Origin of the sequence: Streptomyces niphimycinicus (genome assembly GCF_018883605.1) — a bacterium.
Lineage (GTDB): Bacteria > Actinomycetota > Actinomycetes > Streptomycetales > Streptomycetaceae > Streptomyces > Streptomyces niphimycinicus.
Window position 1 is genome coordinate 1 of sequence record NZ_JAHLEM010000598.1, and the last position, 14,581, is coordinate 14,581.

The 14,581-nt window shown below is 70.8% G+C and carries 11 protein-coding genes and 1 pseudogene; 10 read left to right on the forward strand and 2 right to left on the reverse strand.

From position 1 onward, the window contains the following. The 8 genes from KN815_RS37250 to KN815_RS37285 all read left to right on the forward strand — a co-directional run. On the forward strand, positions 1-644 hold a 644-nt coding region (locus tag KN815_RS37250), incomplete at its 5' end, for a DUF4190 domain-containing protein (protein WP_216346266.1). Between the two features lie 153 nt (positions 645-797). Further along, positions 798-1,220 carry a DUF4190 domain-containing protein gene (locus tag KN815_RS37255; protein ID WP_216346267.1) on the forward strand — a complete coding sequence of 141 codons (423 nt, stop codon included), beginning with the start codon at positions 798-800 and terminating at the stop codon, positions 1,218-1,220. A gap of 301 nt (positions 1,221-1,521) precedes the next feature. After that, a complete protein-coding gene (locus tag KN815_RS37260) occupies positions 1,522-3,042 on the forward strand; it encodes a gamma-aminobutyraldehyde dehydrogenase (RefSeq protein WP_216346268.1) in 1,521 nt (506 codons plus the stop codon). An 80-nt stretch (positions 3,043-3,122) separates the two neighbouring features. Next, positions 3,123-4,373, forward strand: a complete 1,251-nt coding sequence (locus tag KN815_RS37265) for a polyamine ABC transporter substrate-binding protein (RefSeq protein ID WP_216346269.1) — start codon at positions 3,123-3,125, stop codon at positions 4,371-4,373. 20 nt (positions 4,374-4,393) lie between these two features. Continuing rightward, on the forward strand, positions 4,394-5,557 hold the full coding sequence (locus tag KN815_RS37270) for an ABC transporter ATP-binding protein (protein ID WP_216346270.1): 1,164 nt from the start codon (positions 4,394-4,396) through the stop codon (positions 5,555-5,557). After that, positions 5,554-6,507 carry an ABC transporter permease gene (locus KN815_RS37275; protein WP_216346271.1) on the forward strand — a complete coding sequence of 318 codons (954 nt, stop codon included), beginning with the start codon at positions 5,554-5,556 and terminating at the stop codon, positions 6,505-6,507. Before KN815_RS37270 ends, KN815_RS37275 begins: the two co-directional genes overlap by 4 nt. Continuing rightward, a complete protein-coding gene (locus KN815_RS37280) occupies positions 6,504-7,301 on the forward strand; it encodes an ABC transporter permease (protein WP_078644035.1) in 798 nt (265 codons plus the stop codon). Before KN815_RS37275 ends, KN815_RS37280 begins: the two co-directional genes overlap by 4 nt. Before the next feature lie 5 nt (positions 7,302-7,306). Then, positions 7,307-8,755 carry an NAD(P)/FAD-dependent oxidoreductase gene (locus KN815_RS37285; protein WP_372458582.1) on the forward strand — a complete coding sequence of 483 codons (1,449 nt, stop codon included), beginning with the start codon at positions 7,307-7,309 and terminating at the stop codon, positions 8,753-8,755. Between the two features lie 117 nt (positions 8,756-8,872). Here the strand turns inward: KN815_RS37285 and KN815_RS37290 are convergent. Together KN815_RS37290 and gabT are read right to left on the reverse strand one after the other, a co-directional pair. Further along, positions 8,873-9,794, reverse strand: a pseudogene (locus KN815_RS37290) (phosphatase PAP2 family protein). Positions 9,795-9,896: 102 nt separating this feature from the next. Continuing rightward, positions 9,897-11,246: a 4-aminobutyrate--2-oxoglutarate transaminase gene (gabT, locus tag KN815_RS37295; RefSeq protein WP_216346272.1), complete on the reverse strand. Its 1,350-nt coding sequence runs from the start codon at positions 11,244-11,246 to the stop codon at positions 9,897-9,899. A 329-nt stretch (positions 11,247-11,575) separates the two neighbouring features. On the opposite strand from gabT, the gene KN815_RS37300 reads away from it, so the two are divergent. Together KN815_RS37300 and KN815_RS37305 are read left to right on the forward strand one after the other, a co-directional pair. Then, positions 11,576-13,762: a type IV secretory system conjugative DNA transfer family protein gene (locus KN815_RS37300; protein ID WP_216346273.1), complete on the forward strand. Its 2,187-nt coding sequence runs from the start codon at positions 11,576-11,578 to the stop codon at positions 13,760-13,762. 211 nt (positions 13,763-13,973) lie between these two features. After that, the coding region (locus KN815_RS37305; RefSeq protein WP_216346274.1) for a PucR family transcriptional regulator ligand-binding domain-containing protein at positions 13,974-14,581 on the forward strand (608 nt) is incomplete at its 3' end.

Genomic DNA, 14,581 nt, shown 5'->3' on the forward strand with positions numbered 1-14,581 from the left:
CGGTGCCCCCGCCGCCGCCCGCGCCGACCGGCCCGGGCACACCCAGCGCCTATCCGGCCGCCGGGCCGTACGGCTCGGCGGGCCACTGGCCGACCGGATGCGCCCAGCCGGGATACGGCCACACCGGATACGGGCAGCAGGTGCTCCCCAAGCAGTCCCCGTACGGCGGGGTGCCGGGCTATCCCGGCTACGGCTACCCGGGCACCGCCCACCCCGGCACGGGATACTCCGGCTCCGGATATCCGGGCACCGCCTATCCCGACGCCGCCTATCCCGCCGGGACGTACGGCCAGGGCTGGCCGGGCGGGACGTATGTGCCGAACAATGGCCATGGCACGGCCGCCCTGGTGCTCGGCATCATCGGCCTGGTTCTCTCCCCGAGCATCGTGTTCGGCATCATCCTCGGTGTGCTCGCGATCGTCTTCGGGGTGCTCGGCCGCGCCAGGGCGGCAAGCGGCGAGGCGACCAACGGCGGCTCGGCGCTCGCCGGGGTGATCCTCGGGGTGGTCGCCGTGGTGGCGAGCGTCGCCATGATCTTTGTCTACATCGCCACCGGGGACGACAGCTCGGACAGCGATGACGATCCGGGCTATGCCGATGTCTCGGCCGCGGTGGTGCTCCCGGTCGCCGATATCGGCCGCTGACGCGCCTCCCGCAACGCGACCGGCCTCCCGGGACGCTTCCACGCCCCACCGGCAGGCGCCGCCGACAGCGGCGCCGACCTGGGCAATCGAGCTGTCCCGGGATGCGGCATGCCCATAACATTGCCGGACGTTTACCAGGAGGGGAGACCACCGATGTCCAACGCCATGCCCGGCCCGCCGCAGGATCCGTACGACCCCCAGGCCAATCCCTACGCCATGCCCGCGCCGCCGGCCCAGCCACCGCAGTACCCCGGAGCCGGATACCCCGCCGCGCCGCCCGTCTACCCGGGGGCGGCCGGGATGCCGATGCGGCTGAACAACGGCATGGGCACGGCCGCGCTGGTCTGCGGCATCGTCGGCCTGGTCTGCGGGATCACCTACTTCCTGTGGGTCTTCGCGGTCATCCTCGGAGTCCTGGCGATCATCTTCGGCGCCATCGGCAAGGCGAAGGTCGGCCGGGGGCAGGCGAACAACGGAGGCTCGGCCACCGCCGGTCTGGTCTGCGGAATCATCGGCATGGTGCTCCCGGTGATCTACGAAGCGGCGGTGGACGCCGCCATCGACTCCATCTTCTAGACCGGAGGTCCGGACTTCTGGACCGGAGGTCCGGAGCGACACCCGGAGCGACCTCCGGACCGGCATCCGGGCCGGGCATCCCGCCCGGCGTCCGGCCCGGCTGTCCAAACCGTCGGTCCGGACCGGGATCCGGCGTGGAAACGGTGACGCCGGGGCTGCTCCGATCACTGAATCCGTCGCGAAATCAAAAAGCAACAACGGAATCCCTTGTTGAAGCGAAGCCTCTCTGTCAGGATCAGCCTTCAATTCCGGTTGTAGCTACGCCGCGCCTCGTTGGGGCGGACCGGCGGAGGAGAGCGCGATGGATCAGCGGTTCGACGTGACGGAGCGGTTCGCCGACGGTGCCCAGTACATCGCGGGCCGTCTGCGCCAGGGCGGCTCCGAGGGCACGCATCAGGTCATCGACCCGGCCACCGGCGAGCAGGTGTTCGGCTACCGGCTCGCCGGTGCGGCCGATGTCGACGCCGCCGTGGCCGCGGCCGGGGCCGCCTTCCCCGAATGGGCGGGCGCCACCCCCGGTGAGCGGTCCGACGCGCTGCACCGCTTCGCCGCGGTGCTCACCGAGCGGGCGGACGACCTCGCCTACGCCGAGTCGCTTCAGTGCGGCAAGCCCATCAAGCTCAGCACCGAGTTCGATGTGCCCGGCTCCATCGACAACACCTCCTTCTTCGCGGGCGCCGCCCGCCAGTTGGAGGGCAAGGCCGCCGGTGAGTACAGCGGTGACCACACCTCGTACATCCGCCGCGAGCCCATTGGGGTCATCGGCTCCATCGCCCCCTGGAACTACCCCCTCCAGATGGCGGCCTGGAAGGTCCTCCCGGCCATCGCCGCGGGCAACACCATCGTGCTGAAGCCCGCCGAACTGACGCCGCTGACCTCGCTGATGTTCGCGCAGGCGGCCACGGAGGCGGGCCTTCCGGACGGTGTTGTCAACGTGGTGAGCGGCACCGGCGCGGAGGCGGGCGAGCGGCTGGTCTCCCACCCCGCGGTGGCGATGACCTCCTTCACCGGATCGACGGCGGTCGGCAAGCGGGTCGCCGAACTCGCCACCTCCACCGTCAAGCGGATCCATCTCGAACTCGGCGGCAAGGCGCCCTTCGTCGTCTTCGACGACGCGGATCTGGAGGCCGCCGCGCACGGCGCCGTCGCGGGCGCGCTGATCAACAGCGGACAGGACTGCACCGCGGCCACCCGCGCGTATGTCCAGCGCCCGCTCTACGACGCGTTCGTCGCCGCCGTCGCCGATCTGATGGCGTCCGTACGGCTCGGCGACCCCTTCGATCCGCACACCGACCTCGGCCCGCTGGTCTCGCACGCCCAGCGCGACCGCGTGGCGGGCTTCGTGGACCGGGCCCGCGGCTACGCCACCGTCGTCACCGGCGGCGACGCCCCGGGCGGCGACCTCGCCAAGGGCGCCTACTACCGGCCCACGCTCATCACCGGCGCGCCCCAGGACAGCGAGATCGTCCAGTCCGAGATCTTCGGCCCGGTCCTGGCGGTCCTCCCCTTCGACGGCGACGACGAGGGGATCGCACTCGCCAACGACACCCCCTACGGTCTCGCCGCCTCCGCCTGGAGCCGCGATGTCTACCGGACGGGCCGCGCCTCCCGCGAGCTCCGGGCGGGGTGCGTCTGGATCAACGACCACATCCCGATCATCAGCGAGATGCCGCACGGCGGTGTGCGGGCCTCCGGCTTCGGCAAGGACATGTCGGCGTACTCCTTCGAGGAGTACACGCAGGTCAAGCATGTGATGTTCGACAACACCGCAGTGGTCCGCAAGGACTGGCACCGCACGGTCTTCGGGGATCGACAGACCTGACCGACAGACCTGTATGTGCGGCCACCTCCGCGTGGCCTCGGCCGGCCGCCACCGGCCGACACCCTCGAAAGGCACAGTTTATGGAAGCACGGCACGACTCCGAGAGCCTGTCCCCACCGCAGATCGCCGCGATACGGCGCTCCATGACCAGCGGCCGGATGGCGCTCACCCGCCGCTCCCTGCTGCGCGCGGGAGGCGCCGGGGCGATGGCCGTAGGCGGGCTCGGGGCGCTCGGCGGCTGCGGTATCCCGCCCGCGGGGCGCACCGAGGCCAACAACGCCTCCGATGACCACTCCGACGAGGAGAAGAAGGTCGACTTCTCCAACTGGTCGGAGTACATGGACGTCAGCGAGGACAAGAAGCGCCACCCCACCCTGGACGAGTTCCAGCGGCGCACCGGTATCGCGGTGAAGTACACCGAGGACATCAACGACAACGTCGAGTTCTTCGGGAAGATCAAGCCGCAGCTCGCCGGGGGCCAGAGCATCGGCCGTGACCTCATCTGCGTCACCGACTGGCTGGCCGCCCGCATGATCCGGCTCGGCTGGATGCAGAAGCTGGACTCGGCCAACCTGCCGCACGCCTTCGCCAACCTGGCCGAGGGCTTCCGCACCCCCGACTGGGACCCGGGCCGCTCCTACTCCTACCCGTGGACCGGCATCCCCGCCGTCATCGCGTACAACAAGAAGGCCACCGGCGGCCGTAAGGTCACCTCCATCACGCAACTCCTGGAGGACCCGAAGCTCAAGGGCCGGGTCGGGATGCTGACCGAGATGCGCGACACCGTCGGGCTGACCCTGCTCGACATGGGCAAGCGGCCGGAGGACGTCACCGCCGACGACTACGACGCCGCCCTCGCCCGTATCCAGAAGGCCGTCGACCGCGGGCAGATCCGCCGGTTCACCGGCGGTGAGTACACCGGCGACCTCGGCCAGGGCGACCTGGCGGCGTGCGTGGCCTGGGCGGGCGACCTCGTCCAGCTCCAACTGGACAAGCCCCAGGTGGAGTACGCCGTCCCGGACGCGGGCTATATGACCTCCACCGACAATCTGCTGGTCCCGAACAAGGCGCGCCACAAGAAGAACGCGGAGCGGCTCATCGACTACTACTACGAGCCCAAGAACGCCGCGAGGGTCGCCGCCTTCATCAACTACCAATGTCCGGTCGACGGGGTCCGCGATGAGCTTGCGAAGATCAACAAGGACCTGGCGGAGAACCCGCTGATCATCCCCGACGAGGAGATGACCGCCAAGTCTCATGCCTTCCGTTCGCTCTCGAGCGAGGAAGAGACAGTCTTCGAGGAAAAGTTCACCAAGCTCACCGGCGCCTGACAGACGAGGGAAGCCACCCCATGACCGACCCCAGTGCCACCTCCGCCTCCGGCGGCGACGTCCGTCTCACCGGGATCAGCAAGACCTACGGGTCCTTCACCGCCGTCCAGCCGCTCGATCTGTACGTGCCCGCGGGATCCTTCTTCGCCCTGCTCGGCGCCTCCGGCTGCGGCAAGACCACCACATTGCGCATGATCGCGGGACTGGAGGAGCCCACCAGCGGCATCGTCCGGCTCGCCGATGAGGACATCACCGCCCTCCCGCCCCATAAGCGGCCCGTCAACACGGTCTTCCAGAGCTATGCCCTCTTCCCGCATCTCGACATCTTCGAGAACGTCGCCTTCGGACTGCGCCGGCGCGGCGTCAAGTCGGTGAAGAAGCAGGTCGAGGAGATGCTGGAGCTGGTCCAGCTCGGCGACTTCGCCCGCCGCAGGCCGCAACAGCTCTCCGGCGGCCAGCAGCAGCGTGTCGCCGTCGCCCGGGCTCTGATCAACCACCCCCGGGTGCTGCTGCTCGACGAACCGCTGGGCGCGCTCGACCTCAAGCTGCGCCGTCAGATGCAGCTCGAGCTCAAGCGCATCCAGACCGAGGTCGGCATCACCTTCATCCATGTCACCCACGACCAGGAGGAGGCCATGACCATGGCCGACACGGTCGCGGTGATGAACGGCGGCCGGGTCGAACAGCGCGGCGCCCCCGCCGACCTCTACGAGAACCCCGGCACCACCTTCGTCGCCAACTTCCTCGGCACCTCCAACCTCATCGAGGCCGAGATCACCGACAAGAGCGGCGGCGACCTCGTCCTCGCCGCCGCCGGCGGCAAGCTCTCACTGCCCGCCGACCGATGTAGCGCCCCCGTCCGTACGGGAGGGAAACTGCTGGTAGGGGTGCGTCCCGAGAAGATCACCCTGAGCCATGCCGAGGACGCCGGGACCATACCCGAGGGCCGCAACCGGCTCACCGGGCGGATCGCCGACTCCAGCTTCATCGGCGTCTCCACCCAATACCTCATCACCACCCCGGACTGCCCCGAGATCACCGTCTACGAGCAGAACATCGAGCGCGACGCCCGGCTCGTCCCCGGCGCCGAGGTCGTCCTGCACTGGAACCCCGCCCACACCTTCGGCCTCGACGCGACCCAGGACATCGACGCGGGTACGGAGCTGGACGAGGAGGCCCCGTGACGGCCACAGCGACTCCCGACGCCCCGCCGGACGCCGCCGGGCCCGCGCCCGCGCCCGTCCAGAAGCCGCCCCTTCTCAAGCCCGCCGTCCGCAAGCGGCTGGTGCCCTACTGGCTGCTGCTCCCCGGCATCCTCTGGCTGCTGATCTTCTTCGCCGCGCCGCTGATCTACCAGGCGTCGACCTCCGTCCAGACCGGCTCCCTCGAAGGGGGCTTCAAGGTCACCTGGCACTTCCAGACCTACTGGGACGCGCTGAGCGAGTACTACCCGCAGTTCCTGCGCTCGGTGCTCTACGCCGCCACCGCCACCGTGATGTGCCTGATGCTCGGCTATCCGCTCGCGTATCTCATCGCCTTCCGGGCGGGCCGCTGGCGCAATCTGGTGATGATCCTGGTCATCGCGCCGTTCTTCACCAGCTTCCTGATCCGCACCCTGGCCTGGAAGACGATCCTGTCCGACAGCGGCCCGGTGGTGGGCGCGCTCAACTCGCTGCACATCCTGGACGTCACCAGCTATCTGGGGATCACCGAGGGACAGCGGGTGCTGGCCACCCCGCTCGCGGTGGTCTGCGGGCTCACGTACAACTTCCTGCCCTTCATGATCCTCCCGCTCTACACCTCGCTGGAGCGCATCGACCCCCGGCTCCACGAGGCCGCGGGCGATCTCTACGCCCGGCCCGTCACCACCTTCCGGAAGGTGACCTTCCCGCTGTCCATGCCGGGGGTCGTCGCGGGCACGCTGCTCACCTTCATCCCCGCCACCGGCGACTACATCAACGCCGAACTGCTCGGCTCCGCCGACCAGAAGATGGTCGGCAACGTCATCCAGTCGCAGTTCCTGCGGGTCCTGGACTATCCGACGGCGGCGGCGCTGTCCTTCATCCTCATGGCGGCCATCCTGACGATGGTCACCGTCTACATCCGCAAGTCCGGGACGGAGGACCTGGTGTGACGGCCCTGACGCGCTGGATACGACGGAACCTGGTGGTCATCGCGGGGCTCGGCACCCTCGCGTATCTGATCCTGCCCAATGTCGTCGTCCTGGTCTTCTCCTTCAACAAGCCCAACGGGCGCTTCAACTACCAATGGCAGCGGTTCTCCACCGAGGCATGGACCGATCCGTGCGGCGTCGCCGACATGTGCGGCTCGCTCTCGCTCAGCCTGAAGCTCGCGATATGGGCGACGATCGGCGCGACCCTCCTCGGCACGATGATCGCCTTCGCGCTGGCCCGCTACCGCTTCCGGGCCCGCTCCGCGGTCAACAGCCTGATCTTCCTGCCGATGGCCATGCCCGAGGTCGTCATGGCCGCCTCGCTGGCCACCCTCTTCCTCAACATGGGCGTCGACTTCGGCTTCTGGACGATCCTCATCGCCCACATCATGTTCTGCCTGAGCTTTGTCGTGACGGCCGTCAAGGCGCGGGTGATGTCCATGGACCCCCGGCTCGAACAGGCCGCCCAGGACCTCTACGCCTCCCCGGCGCAGACCTTTGTGCGCGTCACCCTGCCGATCGCCGCGCCCGGTATCGCCGCGGGCGCGCTGCTGTCCTTCGCGCTCTCCTTCGACGACTTCATCATCACCAACTTCAACGCCGGTTCGACCGTGACCTTCCCCATGTTCGTCTGGGGATCGGCACAGCGCGGCACACCCGTGCAGATCAATGTGATCGGCACGGCGATGTTCGCCGTCGCGGTGCTGTGCGTTCTCGCCGGCCAACTGGCCGGCGCCCGCCGCAAGAGGAGCTGAAAACCATGGCCACGGACGCCATGACCCGCTCGCCCGGGGGCGACAGCGCCCCCGGCCCGTCCGCCCTCAAAGCCCTGGCCGACGCCGCGTACCGGCCGTACTGGCTGGACGACCCCGGCAGGCCCCGCCCTCGCCCCGCCCTCGTCGGGGACGAGCGCTGCGATCTGCTCGTCGTCGGCGGCGGCTACAGCGGACTGTGGACCGCCCTGATCGCCAAGGAACGCGACCCCGACCGCGAGGTGGTCCTGGTCGAGGGCCAGGAGATCGGCTGGGCCGCCTCCGGACGCAACGGCGGCTTCTGCGCCGCCTCGCTCACCCACGGCCTCGGCAACGGCGCCGCCCGCTGGCCCGATGAACTGGCCGAACTCGAACGGCTCGGCCTGCGCAACCTCGACGCCATCGAATCCGCCGTCGAGCGCTACGGCATCGACTGCGACTTCGAACGCACCGGCGAGATCGATGTCGCCACCGCGCCCCACCAGGTCGAGGAGTTGCGCGAAACCGTCGAACTGGCCGGTGCCCTCGGCCTGGAGCCGCCCGAGTTCCTCGACCGCGACGCGGTACGCGCCGAGGTCGACTCGCCCACCTTCCTGGCCGGGCTGTGGGACCGCCGGGGCGTGGCCATGGTGCACCCCGCCAAGCTCGCCTGGGGCCTGGCACGGGCCTGCGCCGAGCTGGGCGTACGGATCTACGAGCACACCCCGGCCGAACGGCTGGCGAGCAGCGGGGCGGCGATGGCCGTCCGCACCCCCTACGGCCGGGTCCGCGCCCGTCAGGTGGCGCTCGCCACCAACGCCTTCCCCGCCCTGGTGCGCCGCGTCCGCCCGTTCATCGCCCCGGTCTACGACCATGCGCTGATGACCGAACCGCTCACCGAGGAGCAGCTCGAGGCGATCGGCTGGCGGCGCAGGCAGGGACTCAGCGACACCGCCAACCACTTCCACTACTCCCGGCTCACCGCCGACCGGCGCATCCTGTGGGGCGGCTACGACATCATCTACCGCTACGGCGGACGGGTGCGCGCCGAATACGATCACCACCCGGCCACCTACCGCACCCTCGCCCAGCACTTCTTCCAGTGCTTCCCGCAGTTGGAGGGCGTGCGCTTCAGCCACGCCTGGGGCGGCGCGATCGACACCTGCTCGCGCTTCTCCGCGTTCTTCGGCAGCGCGCACGGGGGCAGGGTGGCGTACGCCCTCGGCTATACGGGCCTGGGGGTCGGGGCGACCCGCTTCGGCGCCGAGGTGATGCTCGATCTGCTCGCCGGTGAGCGCACCGAGCGCACCCGCCTGGAGATGGTCCGCAGCAAGCCCCTGCCCTTCCCGCCGGAGCCGGTGCGCTGGGCGGGCATCGGCATCACCCAGTGGTCCATGACTCGCGCCGACGAGAACGGCGGGCGCCGCAATCTGTGGCTGAAGGCCATGGACAAGGTGGGGCTGGGCTTCGACAGCTAGGCCCGGAAGACCGGGAGACCGGAGGACGGGAAGACCGGAGGACCGTGTTCGGCTGAGGTCACTCCGGGCCGTTCGGTGCGGCCCGGGGTGACCGCGGCTTTCGCGGGCCGCTTTCCGCTAGCCGCCGGGGCGCGACCGGTTCAGACCGTCGCGCTGGCTGCTCCGGCACAGCCGGAACATCGCCCACAGCAGCGGACCGCACAGACACCAGCTCGCGACGGTGTCCAGCGGCCAGTGGTAGCCACGCCGGACCAGCCCGGCGGCCACGGCGAGGTTCAGTACGGTGATGCCCACCAGGAGTGGCCGCCGTAGCCGTGGGCGCAGGAGAGGGTGGAGGAGCAGCGCCGCCGCGCCATAGGCGACGGCGGCCGTCGCGGCATGGCCGGAGGGGAAGAACCCGGTCTCGCCCGCCAGCGGGCCGGGCGGGCCGGGACGGTCGATCAGCGCCTTGAACGGAACCACCAGCGCCGGAACCGCCGCCATCGCCACCGCGGCGGCCAGCGGCGGCAGCCACCAGCGCGGCTCTCCCGCGCGCCGGGCGCACCACGCCGCCCAGCAGAGCGCGACGGCGAGGACGGGGACCGCCACCGCCGTATTGCCGAGGTCGGCGAGGAACTCGGCGACGGGGGAGGGGAACGCCGAGCCGGCGATCGCGCGGCCGAGCCGTTCGTCGTAGGTCCGCAGGGGGCCATGGGCGGCGATCTGCCAGGTGCACAGCGCGAGCAGTGCGATCAGTGCGAGAGGTGTGAAGAGCGCGCGAGGTGTGAGGAGCGCGCGGGGCGTGACGAACGGCGCCCGGGGCGCGGAAGGGGAGCGAACAGTCGGCGGCCCCGGAACAGGGGGGGGTAGTTCCGGGGCCGCCGTGGCGACCGGTGTGCCGCGCGCCCCGGGGGGTTTGGGGCGGGCGGCCATCCGATCGGTGAGGAGATCCGGAGCCGGAAGCTCCAGTGGTGTGCGCGAGGGCACAGCCGGGTCGGGGCTGGGGAAGCACCGGCTCGGCATCGCCCGCAGTCCCCTGCGAGCGGGGTGTTTCTCTCATCTGGAATGACCGTACGGCAGCGAAGCCCCGCCGGACAGGCCGATCACCCACCTGTCATCGGCCCCGCACATCTTCTTCACTCCACCCATCGATCACCCATGGTCACAGCTCGGCGAAGGCGCTCTCGAGGACGTCGAGACCCTCGTTCAGCAGGTCCTCGCCGATCACCAGCGGCGGCAGGAAACGCAGCACATTGCCGTAGGTTCCGCAGGTCAGCACCAGCAGCCCGGCCGAGTGGCACGCCTTGGCGACGGCGGCCGTGGCCTCGGGGTTGGGGTCCTTGGTGCCGGACTTCACCAGTTCGATGGCGATCATGGCGCCGCGGCCGCGGAGGTCGCCGATGATGTCGTACTTCTCCCGCATCGCGGCCAGGCGGCCCTTCATGACCTCCTCGACGCGCTTGGCCTTGGCGTTGAGGTCCAGCTCGCGCATCGTCTCGATCGCGCCGAGCGCCGCCGCGCACGCCACCGGGTTTCCGCCGTAGGTGCCGCCGAGACCGCCGGAGTGCGCCGCGTCCATGATCTCCGCGCGGCCGGTGACGGCGGCGAGCGGCAGCCCGCCCGCGATGCCCTTGGCGGTGGTGATCAGGTCCGGGACGATGCCCTCGTCCTCACAGGCGAACCACTGGCCGGTGCGGCAGAAGCCGGACTGGATCTCGTCCGCGACGAAGACGATGCCGTTGGCCTTGGCGAACTCCGCGATCCTGGGCAGGAAGCCCTTGGCGGGCTCGATGAAGCCGCCCTCGCCGAGGATCGGCTCGATGATGATCGCGGCCACGTTCTCCGCCCCGACCTGCTTGCTGATCATGTCGATGGCCTGGGCCGCGGCCTCCTCGGCGCAGTTCTCCGGGCCGGTCAGCCAGCGGTAGGGGTAGGCGAGCGGAACGCGGTAGACCTCCGGCGCGAAGGGGCCGAAGCCGTGCTTGTACGGCATGTTCTTGGCGGTGAGCGCCATGGTGAGGTTGGTGCGGCCGTGGTAGCCGTGGTCGAAGACCACGACCGCCTGGCGCTTGGTGTACGAACGGGCGATCTTCACCGCGTTCTCCACCGCCTCGGCGCCCGAGTTGAACAGCGCCGACTTCTTGGCATGGTCGCCGGGCGTGAGCCGGGCCAGCTCCTCGCAGACCTCCACATAGCCCTCGTACGGCGTGACCATGAAACAGGTGTGGGTGAAGTCCGCCAGTTGCGCGGACGCCCGGCGCACGACGGCCTCCGCGGAGGAGCCGACGGAGGTCACGGCGATACCGGAACCGAAGTCGATCAGCGAGTTGCCGTCCACGTCCTCGATCACACCGCCGCCCGCGCGCACGGTGAAGACCGGCAGCACACTCCCCACCCCACCGGCGACCGCCGCGTTCTTACGGGCGAGCAGCTCCTGCGACTTCGGGCCGGGAATGGCGGTGACGACGCGACGCTCCTGGGGGAGGGACGGGCCTCCGGACAGTTCGGTCATGAGGGGCTCCAGGGGAAAGAACAGCGGTTTTAGTCGCAGGCTAGGGGCGCGGCGCCGGATGAGGCATGTTCCGTTCGGGAGCACTGCGCGTGTTGCCTTGTCCGCCACGGCCATAGCCCGACGACCGCCTTACGGATCCGGCGGCGGCCTTACGGATCCAGCGACCGCTTCACGGATCCGGTGTCCGCCTTACGGATCCAGTGACCGCTCTGTGGACCCCGCGAGTGAGACGGCACCGCCCGGGTCGCTGAACTCCCCGCGCGGGAACACTAGATTGAGCGATGGCGCGAAAGCCGAGGAACAGCCGGTCAGGGGGCAAGGGGCAGCACATGGACACCGAGGGCACGTTCGACCCACGCAGCACACGCCACAACCCGCTCCCACCCCCGCCCCCGCAATCCCCGCCCTCCTTCCCCACCGCCCCACCGCCGGTGCCGCCGACCGCGCCCCCGCCGGTCCCTGCTGCGGCCCCGGTACCCGCCCAGGCTCCCGGCACGCCCCCGGCCCGGCCGTCCTTCGTCGCCTGGCTGCGCGCTCCGCGGCCCGAGGCGGCACCGGGGGTATGGACGTACGAGCACAAGCCGAAGGCGCCGGAGGAGCCGGACCGCATCCCAGGGCGGCGGCTGCTCAGCGGGGCGCTGATCTCGGCCTTGTGCGGCTGGCTGGTCTGGTCGCTGCTCTGGAACGGGTACCTGGGTGGCTATTGGCTGTGGCCCATGTATCTGCTGACTCCGGACTCGTGGTACGAGCGCGGGGGCAACACACAGGCGGGCTGGTGGGCCCAGCGGATCTATATCGGCATTGTTCTCGCCTGCCTTGCCGTGATCTTCGGCCGCGTCGGCCACTGGTCCGAAGTCTGGCGCCGCTACGTCGCGCCCCTCTTCCGGCGGGCCTGGGATGAGCCCGCCCCCGAGGTGGCCGCCGCGGGGCGGCCCGAGGGGGATCCCGTGGAGTGGCCGCACCTGCGGGCCGCCGGGGCGCACAGTGCGGCTGATCGGTTGGCGGCGGACGCGCGGGCGGGGGCGATGAACGACGTCGACCATGCCCGCATCGAGCGCGCCTGGCAGTCCGTGCGGGCCGGGCGTAACTCCCTCGCCTCGTTCACCGACACCGTGCTGCGCCACGGCGCCGCCTCGTACGGGCATCCGTCCGGGGCGCGGGATCTGCCCGCCAGGACGGCGCGGCATGATCTCCTCGCGCATCAGGTCCGCCTCGGTACCGCCGCCGACGACCGCCGCAACCCCTATCAGCACCGCGGCGTCGGGCTGGCGCTCGAGCCCGATGTGCTCGCCACCTCGCTGCTGGCCGTCGGGCCGCCCGGTTCGGGGAAGACGGGGCGGATGGTGCGGCCCGTCGTGGAGTCGCTGTGTCTACAGGCGCTCGCCGGGCAGGTCGCCGTCGTGGCGGTCGGGGCGGCGGGGGCCGGGCTCGGGGCGGATGAGGCGTTCGACGTCGTCGTGAAGATCGGTCGGCCGGACTCCGGCTACGACTTCGACCTCTACGGCGGCACCACCGACCCCGACGAGGCCGCGGGCATCCTCGCCGAGGCCCTGATCGGCGACATGGCCGCCTCGCTGCCCGGCGGGGACAGCCGGCGCGCCGCCACCGCGCTGGCCCAGTTGCTCGGCCCCTACCGCGCTGCCCACGGCCGCTTCCCGTCCGTTCCGGATCTGCGGGAGCTGCTGGACGGTTCCAAGGCGGCCGTCGACGCGCTGCGCGCGGCGCTGGACGAGGCCGGGGAGCGGGCGCAGGCCCGTGAGCTGGAGGCGCGGGTCCGGCAGTCGGGTGCGCCCGGGGACGTGGGCACGCTGCTCGCGGACCGGATCGCGCTGCTGGACCGGCCCGCGTTCGCCGATTTCTTCGACACCACCGGCGACCGCCGCCCGTTCTCCCTCCGCGCCCTCGAACACCCCCTCCGGGTCCGTATCGATCTGCCCGAGCGCGGCCATGCGGAGGCGTCGCGGATGCTGGCCCGGCTGGTCCTGGCGCAGTTCACCGAGTGCGCCGTGGGCCGCGCCGACCGTTCGCTGTTCGCCTGTCTGGTCCTGGACGACGCCTCGCACACCATCACCCCCGAGGCCCTGCGGGGTATCCAGCGGCTCCGCTCCGCCCACGCGGGTGCCGTGCTCACCCTCCGTACCCTCGACGACGTCCCCGAGGCGCTGCGCAGTGCCCTGCTCGGCGCGGTCGGCTGCCGGATGGCCTGTGCCGGGGTGACGACCTGGGACGGGGCGCGGTTCGCGGAGGTGTGGGGGACGGAATGGGTCGAGACGCGGGACATCACCGACCGGCAGATCATCGCCGAGGAACCGCTCACCAAGGTGCTGCACTTCATCCGTAAGGTCGTCACCGGTAAGGCGGTGACCACGCAGTCGGTGACCGTACGGACGGTGGAGCGCGAGCGCTGGTCCGCGTCCGAGCTGGCCCACGCGGTTCCCGCCGGGCATGCGGTGCTCTCGGTGACCTCCGTAAGGGGCGAGGGCGGGCCGCCGGTGCTGGTGGATCTCCGCGGGTGACCGACCGCCCCAGGTGTGCCGCATTGCCGCATCGCCGCGATCGACGTTCTGCTGCGGTTGCCCCGCTCAACGCGACGGGGCGACCGCAGCGTCACGGCCAGACCGGTGGCCAAATCTGGCCGTCAATTCCACGTATTCCTCCATTGAGGCAGAATCGGCAGTAGCCGTTCATACGGGACGGTGAAGTCGCCGCATTCGCATCGAAGGTGCCATGCCTCCCACGCTCGCCTCACTCGTCCGCCACCCCGGTCTCAAGCTGTCCGTGCTCGCGGGCGAGGACCGGCTGGAGACGCCTGTGCGCTGGGCACATGTCAGCGAGCTGGCCGACCCCGTGCCCTATATGGAGGGCGGCGAACTGCTCCTGATCACCGCGATGCAGATCGAGGCCGAGGACCCGGAGGCGATGAGCCGCTATGTGCGGCGGCTGGTGGGCGCGGGCGTGGTCGGGCTCGGCTTCGCGCTCGGCGTCAAGTACGCCGAGGTGCCGGCCGCGCTCGCCGCGGCGGCCAAGGAGGAGGGGCTGCCGCTGATCGGCGTGCCCCGCCCCACCCCCTTCATCGCGATCAGCAAGGCTGTCTCCGCGGCCATAGCCGCCGACCAGTACCGGGCCGTGACCGCCGGGTTCGAGGCGCAGCGCGAGCTGACCCGCGCCGCCATCGGCGCCGAGGGGCCCGCCGCGCTGCTCGCCCGGCTCGCCGCCCATGTCGACGGCTGGGCCGCGCTCTACGACGTCTCCGGCTCCGTGGTCGCCGCCGCCCCCGACTGGGCCGCCCGGCGCGCCGCCCGGCTCACCGCCGACGTCGAGCGGCTGCGTTCCCG

Coding starts and splice junctions, on each gene's coding strand:
- KN815_RS37255 (WP_216346267.1), top strand. CDS start 798: ATGTCCAACGCCATGCCCGGCCCGCCGCAGGATCCGTACGACCCCCAG.
- KN815_RS37260 (WP_216346268.1), top strand. CDS start 1,522: ATGGATCAGCGGTTCGACGTGACGGAGCGGTTCGCCGACGGTGCCCAG.
- KN815_RS37265 (WP_216346269.1), top strand. CDS start 3,123: ATGGAAGCACGGCACGACTCCGAGAGCCTGTCCCCACCGCAGATCGCC.
- KN815_RS37270 (WP_216346270.1), top strand. CDS start 4,394: ATGACCGACCCCAGTGCCACCTCCGCCTCCGGCGGCGACGTCCGTCTC.
- KN815_RS37285 (WP_372458582.1), top strand. CDS start 7,307: ATGGCCACGGACGCCATGACCCGCTCGCCCGGGGGCGACAGCGCCCCC.
- gabT (WP_216346272.1), bottom strand. CDS start 11,246: ATGACCGAACTGTCCGGAGGCCCGTCCCTCCCCCAGGAGCGTCGCGTC.
- KN815_RS37300 (WP_216346273.1), top strand. CDS start 11,576: ATGGACACCGAGGGCACGTTCGACCCACGCAGCACACGCCACAACCCG.